The following is a 14821-nucleotide window of genomic DNA, read 5'->3' on the forward strand; positions in this document are numbered from 1 at the left end:
AGAGTGATTAAAGTTTTGTTGATTTGTCTTCTTCTATTGAGATATATCCGTAATGGAATTGGGCGGTTTTACGTTTCATCACCTGAAATTGATAGGAATCAGTGGTAAATCGTGTGCTTTTCCAATGATCTTTTAAAACCACTCTTTTTCTAGCCACTCTCATTGCTTCTTTCACAGCGGTTTCATGGTCAAAATGATGCTCAGCTGCATGACGAAGCGGCATCATACTAGCAGACTCTTGTATGGTTTCTTCGAACATTGGATCAAAATAGACGATATCATAGGATCGATCAGGGAGCTTCTTTAACTGCTCAATACTATCCCCGCTGATAACAGATATCCGTTTCATCGCTTCGTCTGCCTCTCTCACACCCGTTTCCCATGTGATGAGTCCTTCTCGAACAAGCAATGCCGTCATCGGATTTTTTTCAATACCGGCCACTTTTCCATTGGTTCCTGTAGTGCAGCTTGCGGTAATCGCATCAGATCCTAAGCCAAGCGTACAATCTAAAAAGGAATCGCCCGGCTTTAATTGTGCTGCTTCTATTAATGGATCTTTTTCCCCTCGCAGAACCCGCTTCACCCTAAACATCGCTGAGCTTGGATGGAAAAAGAACTTTTCACCATTTGGCTGATACCATTCAAATCGTTCTTTCCCAACAACGAGTACATCCCCCCGCTTGATCGCAAGCTGTTTGACAGATTGTTTGCGCCGCTCGATATACTCACCATGCAAGTCCTTTGCGAGGGCCTTTGCCGTTTCAATTGTTTGTTCATTTGCTCTAAAGCTTGTTGTAATGAGCATGACGTTCCTCCATCATAATCAAGAAAAAATGCCCTGATGGATCACAGGACATTTCAACATTTGTATTAGCAATGTTTTTCAAATGCAGATAAGACGTTCTTCATAATATCTTCCATTTCATGACCTTCAATTTCGTCACGCGGGATAAAGTGAACAAGTTCATTTCCTTTTAAAAGTGCCATAGATGGAGAAGATGGCTCCTCACCTGTGAAGTATTCTCTCATTTTAGCCGTTGCTTCCCGGTCCTGACCAGCAAAGACCGTCACCATTCGATCTGGTGCTTTTTCTGCTTTCATGACAGCTTGAGTAGCAGCAGGGCGTGCTAAACCAGCAGCACATCCGCATACGGAATTGACGACAACAAATGTTGTTCCTTCTGCTTTCTGCATCGTTTTTTCTACTTCTTCTTCAGTCGTCAACTCTTGAAACCCTGCACTTGTTAGTTCTTGGCGCATTGGTACGACGAGCTGACGCATATATTCTTCATATGCCATTGACATAAAAAAGCCCCCTCTATAATCCTTATGTTGTGAATAAAGGATACTATAGAGAGAGCCAATTTTCAAATGATCAATTTCACATTAAATTTTCATGATTCCGCCTGTATTGGCTGATGTCACAAGTTTTGAGTATCTGGCAAGGTAACCTGTTTTTACTTTTGGCTCAAAGCCTTTCCAGTTTGCTTTTCTTTTTTCCCATTCTTCTTCCGGGACATCTACACTTAAAATGCGTTTTTCGATATCAACAACGACATGATCACCATTTTCAACAAAGGCAAGCGGGCCGCCTTCTGCTGCCTCTGGAGAAACGTGTCCAATAGACAATCCGCGAGAAGCACCGGAGAATCGTCCGTCTGTAATTAAAGCAACCTTTGGACCAAGTCCCATTCCAACAATTTGTGAAGTTGGTGCAAGCATTTCAGGCATACCTGGACCGCCTTTAGGTCCTTCATAACGAATAATGACAACATGTCCTGCTTCTACTTTTCGATTAATGATTCCTTCAAGTGCTTCTTCTTGGGATTCAAATACGATCGCAGGTCCTTCATGACGTGTGATGCCGTCTTGTACACCGCCTGTTTTAATGATTGCTCCATCTGGCGCAAGGTTTCCAAATAAAACGGCTAAGCCGCCCTTTTCAGTAAATGGCTTGTCAATTGGATAAATGACGTTATAATCTTTTACCTCATGACCTGCAATGTTCTCGCCTAACGTTTTCGCTGTGACGGTCATGGTATCTAAATGAAGAGCCCCCTCTTTTTTGGACAATTCATTTAGTGCAGCAGTCACTCCGCCAGCTTCATGTAAATCTTCAATATATACATCTGAAGCTGGAGCAAGTTTCGATAAATGCGGCACTCGTTCTGCGACTTCATTGATACGCTCAAGTGAGTATTCAACGCCTGCTTCATTTGCAATCGCCAATGTATGAAGAACTGTATTGGTTGAACCACCAAGTGCCATATCTAAAGCAAATGCGTTATCAATCGCTTTTTCCGTGACAATATCACGTGGTTTAATGTCTTTTTTGATTAGCTCCATCAATTGTTTTGCTGACTTCTTCGCAAATTCTCTTCGTTCTGGTGAAGTCGCCAGAATGGTTCCATTTCCAGGAAGAGCAATCCCAAGCGCCTCTGCTAGACAGTTCATTGAGTTGGCTGTAAACATACCAGAGCAAGATCCGCATGTTGGACAGCCAAATTGCTCTAATTCATTTAATTCCTCTTCATTAATTTTCCCTGATTGGTATGCGCCTACGCCTTCAAAGACAGAAGAAAGAGAAATTTTTCTGCCATCACTTGTTCTCCCAGCTTCCATCGGTCCACCACTGACAAATACAGTTGGGATATTCACACGCATGGCAGCCATCATCATACCTGGCGTGATTTTATCACAGTTAGGAATACAAACCATGCCATCAAACCAGTGTGCAGACACCACGGTCTCTACTGAATCAGCAATGATTTCACGGCTTGGCAATGAATATCTCATCCCAATATGCCCCATCGCAATACCATCATCTACCCCGATTGTATTGAATTCAAATGGAACACCGCCAGCTTCACGAATGGCTTCTTTCACAATTTTTCCGAATTCCTGAAGATGGACATGCCCTGGGACAATATCAATATAGGAATTACATACGGCAATAAACGGCTTGCCAAAATCCTCATCTTTTACCCCAGCTGCTCTTAGTAAGCTTCGGTGAGGTGCTCTGTCAATTCCTTGTTTAATCATATTACTGCGAAGTTCTGCCATCTGTTTAAAAAGCCTCCTATACTACTAGTCTTGTTGACTGTATGATTTTGAGTTCATTTTATTTTACAAATTTTCTGTTTATTTAGCCACCTATAATAGATAGTGACTGATTTCTCTGCTGAAGCAAGTGCTCAGCAAGGATTGTGTCATAAAATCTGACCTCCAATATTCTATATTGGTACTACTATATAGAGTTTTTTCTCATATTTCAACAATATTCAAAATAATTTTTCTAAAAAAATTTTTCTGCCAATAAAAAAGCCATTTTCAGAAAACAAGCTGCCTTTTATTGGCAGCCTGCTCGTCTTTCTTATGATTCTGATGCATTTTTTCTACTTTCTGTCATTTGCTTCCACACAGAGCCTTTTGCTTCTTCTCCGTGCTCAATTCGTTCGATGGCCATTTTCACTTGAAGACTGACTTCAAATTCAGGGTCCTGCTCCGCTTCTTTTAAAGCTTCTAGTGCTGTTTCGTCACCTTCTTCATAAAGGAACATGGCCGCACGCCAGCGGACAAGCTTACTTGGGTCCTTTAAGGCTTGGATCATCGCTTCAATCGCACTAGGATCACCAAGATCTGAAATACAATCTCCAGCAGTTCTTCTAACCGTCACTGTTTTATCTTCAAGCCCTTTATACAAAATAGGCAAAATGTCTGGATCTTCAATCATGCCAGCATTCACAACAGCTTGTCTGCGAATCGATGTTTTTGGGTCCTCCATCGCTTTCATTAAAACAGGTATATCTTTTTTCTCTGGCTGCATTTGCTCTAAATGAGCAAAACGTTTCTTCCAATCTTCATCACGCAGCATCTCTTCTGTCACATCATATGCTTTTCGGTTCACTTGTTTATCTACAGCCTCTTGACCTTCCTTCACTGCCTCTGTTAAACGGGATAAACGCTCGTCGTCATATGCAGCTTGCAGCTCTTCTGTGACTTCTTGACCGATATCAGCAAATTCTCCAAAACGTACGCCATGTTCTTTCCACACACGTTCAAATACAACATTATCTGAACTGCTTCTTAGCTTTAAAATCGCTGCCTGGAAACGTTCAGGCATTCCAAATCGTTCTTCTCTTTCACCGTCTGTCAGCTTCACCTGCATCGGAATCCCATTAAACATTTGAACAAACACTTTGACTTCTCCAAATGTGTCATCACCTGACTGCGATTCTCCCTGAAGACCTTCTGTTTCTTGTCCAAAGGCTTCTCTGACTTGCTGTAAAATACCTTGCCAGTCAAATTTCGCATTACGCTCAACCGCTAAGAAATCGGCTACATGGTAAACACCTTTTACACCTTCAATGGTTAAAATGCGCTTGATCATCTCTGGCGCTTCGTCTTTTTGATCTTTTTTGTAGTTATTGCTTTTACCGCCTGCAAGCGCTTCTGTCAAAATGACTTTCATTGTATTCGGGCTTGGCGTTGGTTCTATGGCAGTTATTTTCATCTATACATCCTCCTTACACACATAAAGACCCTACTCATCTGTAAGGCCGCATTCTTCTTTCCATGTCTTAATAAATAGACACATAAACTCATGCCGCTCATGAGCCAGCTGCTTTCCAGCACGTGTGTTCATCAAGTTTTTTAATTGAAGCAGCTTTTCTTGCATATGCAAAAGTACTGTGCCTTGGTGAGCACCCTCTGTATAGTGAGGCTCCCCTTTTGCACCTGCATATGTAAACACCCTTGCAATCCCAGTTGCACCTATCGCATCTAGCCGATCTGCATCTTGAACAATGGTCCCTTCTAATGTCACTGGCTTATGCTGCATATGCCGGTGACGAAAAGACATCGTTGTAATAATATCCATGATATAGCGAATATCTTGCGTGTCCACTTCCCACAAAAGGAGCTGCTGCTTGAGATCATGCGGTGAAAGCTTCCATTCACTAGACAGCTTGTCATCAATGACATCATGGATAATCGCTGCCATTTCAATGACAAAAAGCGACCCGCCCTCCTGTTGTGCAATATGGACGGCAAGCTGGCGCACACGATTGATATGAGCTTCATCGTGTCCAGTCGGTTCATTCTTTAGCTGTTTTGAAACAAAGGAGGCAGCTGCCTCCAATTGTTCTTGCTGCTTACTCAAATTCATGCTTATTTCTCCAAAAGAGCGATAATGGAGCTTTCTAATTCTTTCGGTGGTGTTTTAGGAGAAAATCGTTCAGTCACTTCTCCGTTTTGGTCAACGATAAATTTTGTAAAATTCCATTTCACCGTTTTTGTACCAAGCACACCTTTCGCATGACTCGTTAAGTATTTGAAAAGCGGATGCGCATTGTCACCATTGACATCTACTTTTGCAAACATCGGGAAGGTCACACCATAGTTTAACGAACAGAATTCTTGAATTGCTTCTTCCCCTTCTGGCTCTTGATTCATAAATTGATTGCACGGAAATCCTAAAATTTCAAGGCCCTTTTCATGATATTGATCGTATAACTCTTGTAATTGTTTAAATTGAGGGGTCAGTCCACATTTGCTCGCTGTGTTCACGATGATCAGTACTTTCCCTTTGTAATCTGCCATTGATTTTTCCTGACCGTTAATGGTCTTGACCTGAATATCATAAATTGACATCTCATAGCCTCCTAGGATTCACTTTTTCCTATCGTAACATGCTTCTTTTAGAAAATCGCTTTTTATGCTTTCTGCTAAAAGAGTCCAGTCACACTGCCGTCTTCTAATAAATCCATCTCAAGTGCCGCAGGTTTTTTAGGGAGACCTGGCATGGTCAGAATGCTTCCTGTTAGTGCAACGATAAAACCTGCTCCTACAGATGGTTTTAACTCTCGAATCGTAACGGTGAAGCCTTTTGGTCTGCCGATTAAAGCCGGATCATCCGATAGTGAATATTGCGTTTTTGCCATACAAACCGGCAAATGGGCCCAGCCATTTTTCTCAATTGCAGCTAGCTGCTTTCTTGCTTTTGATGTAAGGTTGACGCCGTCTGCACCATAAACCACTTTGGCGACTTTTGACAACTTTTCTTCAATGGAATCTTGCTCCTCATATAAATAAGAAAAGCTGTTTTCATTCTTTTCAATGAGTGTCGTGAGCTCTTCGGCAAGTGCTGCGCCGCCAGCTCCCCCTTCTTCCCATACATTGACGGCTTTGACTGGATGTCCATTCGTTTCGCACCAGTTTTCTATTGCTTGAATTTCTTCTTTTGTATCGGTAATAAAACGGTTCACTGCAACGATGTATGGTAGACCGAAGGCTTGCACTGTTTCAATATGCTTCTCTAAATTATGTATACCTTCTAATACAGCCTGTGCATTTGCTTCCTTGAGCTCTGTTTTCTGCATTCCGCCATGCATTTTTAGCGCCCTGACAGTTGCTACAATGACAACAGCGCCTGGTTTAAAATCACCGGCTCTTGTTTTGATGTGAAGAAATTTTTCCGCGCCGAGGTCTGCACCAAATCCCGCTTCTGTTACGACGTAATCTGCTAGTTTTGCCGCCATTTTTGTGGCAATTAAACTATTGCATCCATGTGCAATATTGGCAAAAGGACCACCATGAACAAGGGCTGGAGTTCCTTCAATCGTTTGAACAAGGTTTGGTTTCAGCGCATCTTTTAATAGCAAGGTTAATACGCCTTCATATCCTAGATTTCCAACTGTGACCGGTTCACCTTCTTGATTGTAGGCAACAACAATAGAAGAAAGACGTTTTTTTAGATCGTTTAAGTCGTCTGCTAAACAGAGGATGGCCATCATTTCGGATGCAACCGTAATATCAAATCCATCTTCTCTAGGGTACCCATTTAATTGACCGCCAAGTCCTACGACCACTTGTCTTAGAGCACGATCGTTTAAATCTAACACTCGTTTCCATACAATTCTGCGTGCGTCGATCCCAAGCTCATTTCCGTGATGGATATGATTATCAATAAAAGCAGATAAAGCGTTATGTGCAGATGTAATCGCATGAAAATCCCCTGTGAAATGAAGATTGATTTCTTCCATAGGTAACACCTGTGAATATCCGCCGCCAGCTGCACCGCCTTTAATACCCATTGTGGGACCTAGTGAAGGTTCACGCATGGCAATAATCGCTTTTTTCCCAATTTTCTCGAAGGCTTGACCGAGGCCAACTGTTACAGTGGACTTCCCCTCACCTGCTGGCGTTGGGTTGATCGAAGTCACAAGAATCACATTTCCTTCTTTTTGTTCCTTTAAACGGTCAAAAATAGTCAAAGATATTTTCGCTTTTGTGAAACCATAGCATTCTAATTCTTCGTCATGTATTTGTAATTTTGCTGCGATGTCTTGAATCGGTCTCAGCTTTGCCTTTTGGGCAATGTCAATATCTGATAAATGCTTTGTGATCATGAATAATGGCCTCCTTTTTTGACAGAAACAGCTTTCTTTTTTGCTCTATTTTTCATTGTAACATAATTGAAACATTGAAATATCGCCAGAAAGTTCCTATAATGAAGTGAAATTAGCTTTGGTTCAGGGGGTGGCGAGTTGCCTATTAACATACCAGTTCATCTGCCGGCAAAACAAATACTAGAGAGCGAAAACATTTTCGTCATGGATGAGACAAGGGCATTCAAACAAGATATCCGTCCTTTGAATATCGTGATCTTAAACTTAATGCCAAAAAAAATACAAACTGAAACGCAGCTGCTGAGAATGCTCGGAAATTCTCCTTTGCAAGTGTATTTTACATTTTTGATTCCAAGTACACATACACCGAAGAATACATCGAGAGAGCATCTAGATGAATTTTATACGACCTTTGACTCGATTCGCCATAAAAAATTTGATGGCATGATCATTACAGGTGCACCAATTGAGCATTTAGCTTTCGAAGAAGTTTCCTATTGGAAAGAACTGCAGGACATTTTGGACTGGAGTAAAACGAATGTGACGTCTACTCTCCATATATGCTGGGGGGCACAGGCTGGTCTTTATCATCATTATGGCATTGAAAAAATCAAGCTTCCAGAGAAAAAATTCGGTGTCTTTGAACATCTTGTCAAAGAGAAAAAAGAAAGATTAGTAAGAGGTTTCGATGAAGTATACTATGTCCCACATTCTAGGCATACAGATATTAATACAGAACAATTAAAAAACACGCCGAATCTAAAAGTATTGAGCACGTCTGAGGAAGCTGGTGTTTGTTTAATTGTTTCAGATGATGATAAACAAGTATTTTTAACTGGACATCCTGAATACGATACAGATACATTGAAGCAGGAATATGAAAGAGATTTGTTGAAACATGATACAGTCAAAAAACCCGTCCACTATTTCATAGAAGATGGAGACACATTAGTTCCAGTGAACCGCTGGAAAGCCCATGCTACTTTGCTGTTTATGAATTGGCTTAATTACTATGTTTATCAAGAAACACCATATGTGTGGGAATAAAATAGACTGTAGTCTGATGATAAATGCTTAAAATGTGTTAAAATACAAATGGCTCTGTCTTCCATTATCAATTTAGTTTGTTTGTTTTTTAAAATTAGTTTAATTCTTTCGTAACGAATGATATGCTCTCGCTGTTTATATGTTATCTTTATGTATATGTAGACCTATGAGATTTATAGTTTTCGTACGAAGTTTTGTTGTTGTTGATTACATTTGAGGTGAATATTCTTGAATACCAATAAAAAAATATTAATCTTGACCGCAAATTATGGAAATGGACATATGCAGGTTGCAAAAACACTGTATGATGAATGCAAATCCCAAGGGTTTGAACATGTGATAGTTTCTAATTTGTATCAAGAATCAAATCCCATTGTGTCCGAAGTGACTCAATATTTATATTTAAAGAGCTTCTCCATTGGGAAACAATTTTATCGCTTGTTTTATTACGGTGTAGATAAAATTTACAACAAACGCAAATTTAACATTTATTTAAAGATGGGAAATAAGCGTCTTGATGAATTAATTCAATTACACAATCCGGATATCATCATCATTACATTCCCGATGATTGTTGTACCTGAATACCGAAACAAAACAGGTAAAGTCATTCCAACATTTAATGTGATGACAGACTTTTGTCTTCATAAAATTTGGGTACATGAAAACATTGACCGATACTATGTTGCAACCGATTATGTGAAACAAAAGCTAGTAGAAATCGGCACACATCCAAGCGATGTCAAGGTAACAGGCATTCCGATTAGACCACAATTTGAAGTAGACGTGCCTAAATCGATCATCTATAAAAAATATGGATTATCATCAGACAAAAAAGTCCTTCTCATTATGGCGGGTGCCCATGGTGTACTAAAAAATGTGAAGGAACTGTGTGAAGCACTACTTCTTGACAGTGAAGTACAAATTGTTGTTGTGTGCGGTAAGAATGCAGCGCTGAAGCAATCGCTTAGCGAACTTGAACAAGCACACCCAAATCAATTGAAGGCGCTTGGATATGTGGAACAAATTGATGAATTGTTCAGAGTAACGGACTGTATGATTACAAAACCGGGCGGAATTACATTAACAGAAGCAACAGCAATTGGTGTCCCAGTTATTCTTTACAAACCTGTTCCAGGACAAGAAAAAGAAAATGCTCTTTTCTTTGAAGATTACGGCGCTGCCATTGTCATCAACAGACACGAAGACATTTTAGAATCTGTCACCAACTTGCTGCAAGACGAAGAAAAATTAGAATCCATGAAACAAAACATCAAAAAATTACACTTAAAACAGTCTTCTCAAACCATTTTAGAAGATATCGTTGAACAATCAGATCTGATCATGAGCAACAAATCGTATGCTCAAGCATTATCATAAAAAGGTGCCCGTCATTGACGGACACCTTTTTTCTTTTAACCTTGATTCCCATTCGTTGTATACACTTCTTCAAACGGCTGCACGACAACAAAGCCACTTCCGCTAAACTTCATTTGAATGGACTCTCCGCTTCCCCTGCCAATAAACGTTTTGAACGATACATCTGTCACAAATTCAGTCTGCAAATCTCCTGACCATGCGACCGTCGCATTCGGATCTGTATAAACAGAATCACCTGGCTGAACAATCAGCGTCAGCGGTTCGTAATGACTTGTGATTGCAACAAGACCTGGTCCTTCAAGTTTGACATTAAATAATCCGCCTGCAAGCATGCCAGACACCTTTTTCATTAATTTAATATCCCACCGAACAGACGGTTCAAATGCGAGCAAGTCGTTTCCATTAACGAAAATAGACTCCCCTTGAGCCAATCGAAGAATCGAGATTTTTTTCCCTTGGTCTGCTACATATAATTTCCCATCACCTGTGGCCTTCATCAAAGAGGTTCCTTCTCCTGATAACATTTTTTTGAACATCTTTGAGACACCGTGTTCAAACACACCTTCACGTTCAAACTTTATTTTCCCGCGATATGAAACCATGGAGCCTGTTTTTGCCCAAATGGTATCTGTTAAATTAATTTCTAACAATCTTGGTGTTTCAAGTTCAAAGACCCCTTCACCTTTGTCTTCTTGCTGCGTATTCTGAACAAACTCCTCAATTGTGTAACGATTCATGACGCACCTCTTTCTGTATTTTTACTATATACGGACAAGTTATACGTTAGGTTTCATGAGATTAGGACGTTTTATAGATAAATGTCATTCACTAAAAAAACAAAAAAATCAAACATTCTGCTCAAAATTTGGCTTGCCTGCTTGACGCTTTACTTTTGATGGTGTATAGTGGAACCATCATTTAACAACTTCTTAAGTCGTTAGGTGATGAAAAATTTTTTTTAGTATGCCAAAAGGTGTGCTACAGTACTAGGAGGAAAAAGCAATATGCAAAACGGTAAAGTAAAATGGTTCAATAATGAAAAAGGTTTCGGCTTCATTGAAGTTGAAGGCGGAGACGACGTATTCGTTCACTTCACAGCTATCGAAGGTGACGGTTACAAATCTCTAGAAGAAGGACAAGAAGTTTCTTTTGAAATCGTTGAAGGTAATCGTGGACCTCAAGCTGCAAACGTAACAAAAATCTAATCAACTCAATCAATGATGAAACGACAAAATAAAGAGAGGCGTATGCCTCTCTTATTTGATTTTCAGCTGAATTTCAATCGCTAAAATATTTTGCTTTAATCTTTGTTCAATTTCAGAGATATCTTTTTCGAGAAAAGGTCTTCCCTTCTTTGCAACATCTACCAGTTGCTCTAGATCACTGTACACCTCTTGAAATGTCCGATGTAATACCGTTTCAAAATCCTTATTATCCATGCCGGCCTTCCCCTTTTCCTCTATTATCCGTCACTTAGTCAAAAAGTAACTCAACCAAAACTTTCTATAGTTATATCGGCTCATTTTTCAGAATATGTTCTTTTTTTACACATTCTATTCGTTTTTTTTCGTGAACGCGTGATACATCTAGGGGAAAACCGGAGTGTATGCTTATTTTTTGAGTAATTCATTCCCGTATTGTTTGATCTTCTCTCCTACCGTGCATTGCTGTATACAAAAGGAGTGCGCATATTTTTTGCCAAATTCTTTACGAAAGTGCTTCTTAATCAAACAATCTGAACAATACGTGTCTTGAAGATCTGTTAATTCTTTTACTGCTGTTTTTTTATCCACTTTATTCAGCTCCGTCTGCTTCTAATTTCAACTTACTTTCGATAGGGACGTCTGCAAGTATCTGTCTGGCAAGCTGATCTGCTTCTGCATTTTGTTTACGATCGATGACTTCATATGTTGGCGTGAGCTTCAGCTCTTTGATCGCAGTCTCAATTCGGTCGAGCCATTTGTTATGTATATCATCATAACAAGGCCATTCCCCTTTGAGCTGATTCATCACCACAAGAGAATCTCCTCTAATCGTAACAGAGTTTCTGCTGGCTCCCAGTTCTTTTAAAGCTTTTACCGCTTCAAATAAAGCCGCATACTCTGCCTCATTGTTCGTGGTGCTCTGAAAAGGCTGATTCTTCCTTAGCCGGTATGCATCCTGTCCGAGCTGATAATACACGACAATTCCAAGCCCAGCATCACCTGTTTCTTTGCGAAAACTCGCATCAAAATAGACCTGAAGCTGATCGGGTTCAAGCCTAAGTTCTTCGTTTAGCTTTTCAAGTTCTTTCATCGACCACATCGCACCCTTTTCATCTTCAAATGATAGAAGTGACTGCGGTTCTTTTTTGTCTATATGTTTTGCTAAAAGCAAGGCCTCTTTGAGCTCCATCCAATCTTCTTGGAAAAAAGCAATGGACCCAATCGATTTCACTTTCATTGTATAGTGCGCTCTTAGTTTCATTGATCACATCGCCTTCCCATACTTTTAAGGTAAACGTTCGTTATGCTATAATCAAAAAGTTACATTTTACATTTAGAAAGGAAGTTCATGTCACTTGTTTAATGAAGGTATTTGGATCTTATTTGCGATCATTAATTTTATCATTGTTCTTCTATTTTATAAAGGATTTGGCAAGATGGGGCTTTTCGTCTGGATTGGTTTTGCAACAGTTGCTGCCAACTTACAAGTGGTCAAAACCGTTGAATTATTTGGCTTAACGGCAACACTTGGCAACATTTTATACGGCAGTGTGTTCTTTGCAACGGACGTCCTCAATGAAAAATATGGACAAACCGAAGCGAAAAAAGCTGTCTGGATTGGCTTTGCCACCCTTTTAACATTAACTGTTGTCATGCAGGAGGCTTTGCTTTTCCATCCCGCTCCATCTGACATTTCACAATCATCATTAGAAACGATATTTGGCTTTATGCCAAGGGTTGCTCTTGGTAGTCTTGCTGCTTATATCATCAGTCAAATGTTAGATGTTTATGTATATTCGTTTATTCGCCGGATATTTCCTTCAGATGGTGCGCTCTGGCTGCGAAATGCGGGGAGTACAATGATTAGCCAGCTACTTGATACACTCGTTTTCACAACCATTGCCTTTCTTGGGACCTACCCATTCCATATATGGATCGAAATTTTCATCACGACTTATGTGATTAAATTTATCGTCGCTGCCATTGGCACACCTTATGCCTATGCGGCGAAAAAAATGGTTCCGATTGATGAAAGGGGGAAATAAATTGCCAGCTGAAATATATATTGACGGTGCTAGTGCCGGAAACCCAGGTCCATCTGGCATCGGCATTTTCTTGAAATATGACGGAAAAGCTGAGTCTTTCTCCATTCCTCTTGGCATCATGAGCAATCATGAAGCAGAGTTTTCCGCGCTCATTGAAGGCATGAAAATTTGCGTAGAAAAAGGATTACGGACCGTTTCATTCCGCACTGATTCACAAGTAGTGGATCGTGCAGCCAATGCAGGATTTGCCAAAAATCCATCTTTTCGTCATTTTATCGAAGAAATGCTGCAGCTTCAAAACGAATTTGATTTATTTTTCATTAAGTGGATTCCGAGCAAGGAAAATCAAGTGGCTGATCAGCTCGCTAGAAAAGCGATTCACCTTTCAAAAGGATGAATCGCTTTTCTTTTGGTTATGCTAATGTGTGAGGTGATACGAATTGGATAAAGAGAACAGAGGCCGTGTCACAAACGGAACGACTCCTCAAGGTGATGCGCAAACAAAAGATAAACAGCCAATATCGCAATTAGAAAATAAGGCGAAAAAAAGCAACACAAAGGGCTAAAATGAACTTGATTTTAGCCCTTTCTTTTTTTTCTAACCTTAACTGATTCCTAATTGACTTAAGCGGTTAACCATTGGTTCGATCCCTTTGATTTGATGCAAGCGAAGCATTGCCGCTGCCCGCTCTGGGTCCATTTTTATTTTTGTTTCGTCAATCGGACAGCTGAGTGGTACATCACATTTAATTTCTGCCAGTATACGAGATAGCTTCAGATCTTCTAATCCTGCTTGCATTTTCTTTTGCTGAGCTGCCGTTAATGCATGAACATTTTCTAACAGTCGATCAATCGTTTGATACGTTTGAATAAATTTCAATGCTGTTTTTTCGCCGATTCCTTTTACACCAGGGTAATTATCGCTAGTATCACCCATCAGCGCTTTCATATCAATCAGCGCCTTTGGAGAAATGCCCATTTCCTCTTCAAAAAGGGCTTTTGTATAATGCTTATAATTCCCGATGCCTTTTTGCATCAAAGCCACGGTCACTTGTTCATTCAAGATCTGGAGCAAATCTTTATCTCCTGTTAAGACGGTCACACGTGCTTCGTTTTGATAGATAGATGCAAGCGTTCCAATACAATCATCTGCTTCAAAACCTGTCACACCAATATTCACTATCCCAAGTTCTTCTGTCGCCTCTTTTGCTAAATCAAACTGCGGGATAAGCTCAACAGGCGCCTCGCCTCGATTGGCTTTATAATCTTGAAACAATTCGTTCCGGTATGTCTGGCTTCCCATATCCCAGCAGCAAACGATATGAGTCGGCTCAAATGTTTGGACAGCTGTTAACAAATGCTTCAAATAACCATTCACTCCATTTGTCGGCACACCACGATCATTTATCATAAAATTGCGATGGACAGCCGTCGCATAAAACGACCTAAAAAGAAGGGCCATTCCATCTACAAGTAAGACGTGTTTATTCATTCATCTAAACTCCCTTTTTATAAACAATACTCCTATTCTATCATAGAACATCGAAACGAACATAAAAAAGGCGCCTTCTTCTTTTTGATAAAGAAGAGGCAGCCCGATTACTTTTTACCATATTGCATTTTTTTCGTTTCCGCTTCTGCGTAGGATGGCATGTCTTTTTCCTTCGGCATGCGCTCCTCCTGCTGCTTTACGTTTTGCTTTTTTGCCATGATCATTCCCCTTTCTGGTTCATTT

General features: G+C 40.2%; 18 protein-coding genes. 6 read left to right on the plus strand and 12 right to left on the minus strand.

Annotation, left to right across the window (positions count from 1 at the left end):
* Positions 1-7: 7 nt before the first annotated feature.
* From MHB38_RS10390 to MHB38_RS10420, 7 genes are all read right to left on the minus strand, one after another.
* Entirely contained in the window at positions 8-805 is a 798-nt protein-coding gene (locus MHB38_RS10390) for a class I SAM-dependent methyltransferase (protein WP_025207514.1), read from the minus strand.
* 65 nt (positions 806-870) lie between these two features.
* Complete coding sequence (locus MHB38_RS10395) at positions 871-1305, minus strand: BrxA/BrxB family bacilliredoxin (RefSeq protein WP_025207515.1); 435 nt, start codon at positions 1303-1305, stop codon at positions 871-873.
* A gap of 81 nt (positions 1306-1386) precedes the next feature.
* Positions 1387-3063: a dihydroxy-acid dehydratase gene (ilvD, locus tag MHB38_RS10400; protein ID WP_007500822.1), complete on the minus strand. Its 1677-nt coding sequence runs from the start codon at positions 3061-3063 to the stop codon at positions 1387-1389.
* 310 nt (positions 3064-3373) lie between these two features.
* Positions 3374-4513 (minus strand): conserved virulence factor C family protein, encoded by a 1140-nt coding sequence (locus MHB38_RS10405; protein ID WP_025207516.1) that lies wholly within the window; start codon positions 4511-4513, stop codon positions 3374-3376.
* Between the two features lie 30 nt (positions 4514-4543).
* Positions 4544-5167 carry an HD domain-containing protein gene (locus tag MHB38_RS10410; RefSeq protein WP_341003330.1) on the minus strand — a complete coding sequence of 208 codons (624 nt, stop codon included), beginning with the start codon at positions 5165-5167 and terminating at the stop codon, positions 4544-4546.
* A gap of 2 nt (positions 5168-5169) precedes the next feature.
* Entirely contained in the window at positions 5170-5652 is a 483-nt protein-coding gene (locus MHB38_RS10415; protein ID WP_007500827.1) for a glutathione peroxidase, read from the minus strand.
* 74 nt (positions 5653-5726) lie between these two features.
* Positions 5727-7409 (minus strand): formate--tetrahydrofolate ligase, encoded by a 1683-nt coding sequence (locus tag MHB38_RS10420; RefSeq protein ID WP_035391708.1) that lies wholly within the window; start codon positions 7407-7409, stop codon positions 5727-5729.
* Positions 7410-7547: 138 nt separating this feature from the next.
* Between MHB38_RS10420 and metA the strand changes: the two genes are divergently transcribed.
* Positions 7548-8456: a homoserine O-acetyltransferase MetA gene (gene metA / locus MHB38_RS10425; protein ID WP_008346374.1), complete on the plus strand. Its 909-nt coding sequence runs from the start codon at positions 7548-7550 to the stop codon at positions 8454-8456.
* A gap of 228 nt (positions 8457-8684) precedes the next feature.
* The gene (locus MHB38_RS10430) at positions 8685-9836 is read left to right on the plus strand and encodes a diglucosyl diacylglycerol synthase (protein ID WP_007500831.1); all 1152 of its coding nucleotides are present in this window, start codon (positions 8685-8687) and stop codon (positions 9834-9836) included.
* A gap of 35 nt (positions 9837-9871) precedes the next feature.
* Here the strand turns inward: MHB38_RS10430 and MHB38_RS10435 are convergent, their stop codons facing one another.
* Positions 9872-10573 (minus strand): AIM24 family protein, encoded by a 702-nt coding sequence (locus tag MHB38_RS10435; protein WP_007500832.1) that lies wholly within the window; start codon positions 10571-10573, stop codon positions 9872-9874.
* Positions 10574-10840: 267 nt separating this feature from the next.
* On the opposite strand from MHB38_RS10435, the gene cspD reads away from it, so the two are divergent.
* Positions 10841-11041, plus strand: coding sequence for a cold-shock protein CspD (gene cspD / locus MHB38_RS10440; protein ID WP_003215784.1), 201 nt, complete (start codon positions 10841-10843; stop codon positions 11039-11041).
* Positions 11042-11092: 51 nt separating this feature from the next.
* On the opposite strand, the gene MHB38_RS10445 is transcribed toward cspD, so the two are convergent.
* From MHB38_RS10445 to MHB38_RS10455, 3 genes are all read right to left on the minus strand, one after another.
* On the minus strand, positions 11093-11275 hold the full coding sequence (locus MHB38_RS10445) for a hypothetical protein (protein ID WP_008346368.1): 183 nt from the start codon (positions 11273-11275) through the stop codon (positions 11093-11095).
* A 171-nt stretch (positions 11276-11446) separates the two neighbouring features.
* A complete protein-coding gene (locus MHB38_RS10450) occupies positions 11447-11629 on the minus strand; it encodes a zinc-finger domain-containing protein (RefSeq protein WP_008346366.1) in 183 nt (60 codons plus the stop codon).
* A 1-nt stretch (position 11630) separates the two neighbouring features.
* Entirely contained in the window at positions 11631-12302 is a 672-nt protein-coding gene (locus MHB38_RS10455) for a ribonuclease H family protein (RefSeq protein ID WP_046343813.1), read from the minus strand.
* A 94-nt stretch (positions 12303-12396) separates the two neighbouring features.
* Between MHB38_RS10455 and MHB38_RS10460 the strand changes: the two genes are divergently transcribed.
* The 3 genes from MHB38_RS10460 to MHB38_RS10470 are packed head-to-tail and all read left to right on the plus strand — an operon-like array spanning position 12397 to position 13652.
* Positions 12397-13086, plus strand: a complete 690-nt coding sequence (locus MHB38_RS10460) for a queuosine precursor transporter (protein WP_007500834.1) — start codon at positions 12397-12399, stop codon at positions 13084-13086.
* A gap of 1 nt (position 13087) precedes the next feature.
* Positions 13088-13483: a reverse transcriptase-like protein gene (locus MHB38_RS10465; protein WP_079919900.1), complete on the plus strand. Its 396-nt coding sequence runs from the start codon at positions 13088-13090 to the stop codon at positions 13481-13483.
* 43 nt (positions 13484-13526) lie between these two features.
* Entirely contained in the window at positions 13527-13652 is a 126-nt protein-coding gene (locus MHB38_RS10470; protein ID WP_008346357.1) for a hypothetical protein, read from the plus strand.
* A 38-nt stretch (positions 13653-13690) separates the two neighbouring features.
* Here MHB38_RS10470 and MHB38_RS10475 read toward each other — a convergent pair whose 3' ends face one another.
* On the minus strand, positions 13691-14578 hold the full coding sequence (locus MHB38_RS10475; RefSeq protein ID WP_079919902.1) for a 5'-3' exonuclease: 888 nt from the start codon (positions 14576-14578) through the stop codon (positions 13691-13693).
* Between the last annotated feature and the right edge of the window lie 243 nt (positions 14579-14821).

It is taken from the genome of Bacillus sp. FSL K6-3176, assembly GCF_038003325.1.
GTDB classification, from domain to species: domain Bacteria; phylum Bacillota; class Bacilli; order Bacillales; family Bacillaceae; genus Bacillus; species Bacillus altitudinis.

Bases quoted from the DNA above. Each gene is read 5' to 3' on its own strand.
- MHB38_RS10390 (WP_025207514.1), bottom strand. From the start codon at position 805: ATGCTCATTACAACAAGCTTTAGAGCAAATGAACAAACAATTGAAACG.
- ilvD (WP_007500822.1), bottom strand. From the start codon at position 3,063: ATGGCAGAACTTCGCAGTAATATGATTAAACAAGGAATTGACAGAGCA.
- MHB38_RS10445 (WP_008346368.1), bottom strand. From the start codon at position 11,275: ATGGATAATAAGGATTTTGAAACGGTATTACATCGGACATTTCAAGAG.
- MHB38_RS10475 (WP_079919902.1), bottom strand. From the start codon at position 14,578: ATGAATAAACACGTCTTACTTGTAGATGGAATGGCCCTTCTTTTTAGG.
- MHB38_RS10455 (WP_046343813.1), bottom strand. From the start codon at position 12,302: ATGAAACTAAGAGCGCACTATACAATGAAAGTGAAATCGATTGGGTCC.
- MHB38_RS10415 (WP_007500827.1), bottom strand. From the start codon at position 5,652: ATGTCAATTTATGATATTCAGGTCAAGACCATTAACGGTCAGGAAAAA.
- cspD (WP_003215784.1), top strand. From the start codon at position 10,841: ATGCAAAACGGTAAAGTAAAATGGTTCAATAATGAAAAAGGTTTCGGC.
- MHB38_RS10405 (WP_025207516.1), bottom strand. From the start codon at position 4,513: ATGAAAATAACTGCCATAGAACCAACGCCAAGCCCGAATACAATGAAA.
- MHB38_RS10420 (WP_035391708.1), bottom strand. From the start codon at position 7,409: ATGATCACAAAGCATTTATCAGATATTGACATTGCCCAAAAGGCAAAG.
- MHB38_RS10395 (WP_025207515.1), bottom strand. From the start codon at position 1,305: ATGTCAATGGCATATGAAGAATATATGCGTCAGCTCGTCGTACCAATG.
- MHB38_RS10410 (WP_341003330.1), bottom strand. From the start codon at position 5,167: ATGAATTTGAGTAAGCAGCAAGAACAATTGGAGGCAGCTGCCTCCTTT.
- MHB38_RS10435 (WP_007500832.1), bottom strand. From the start codon at position 10,573: ATGAATCGTTACACAATTGAGGAGTTTGTTCAGAATACGCAGCAAGAA.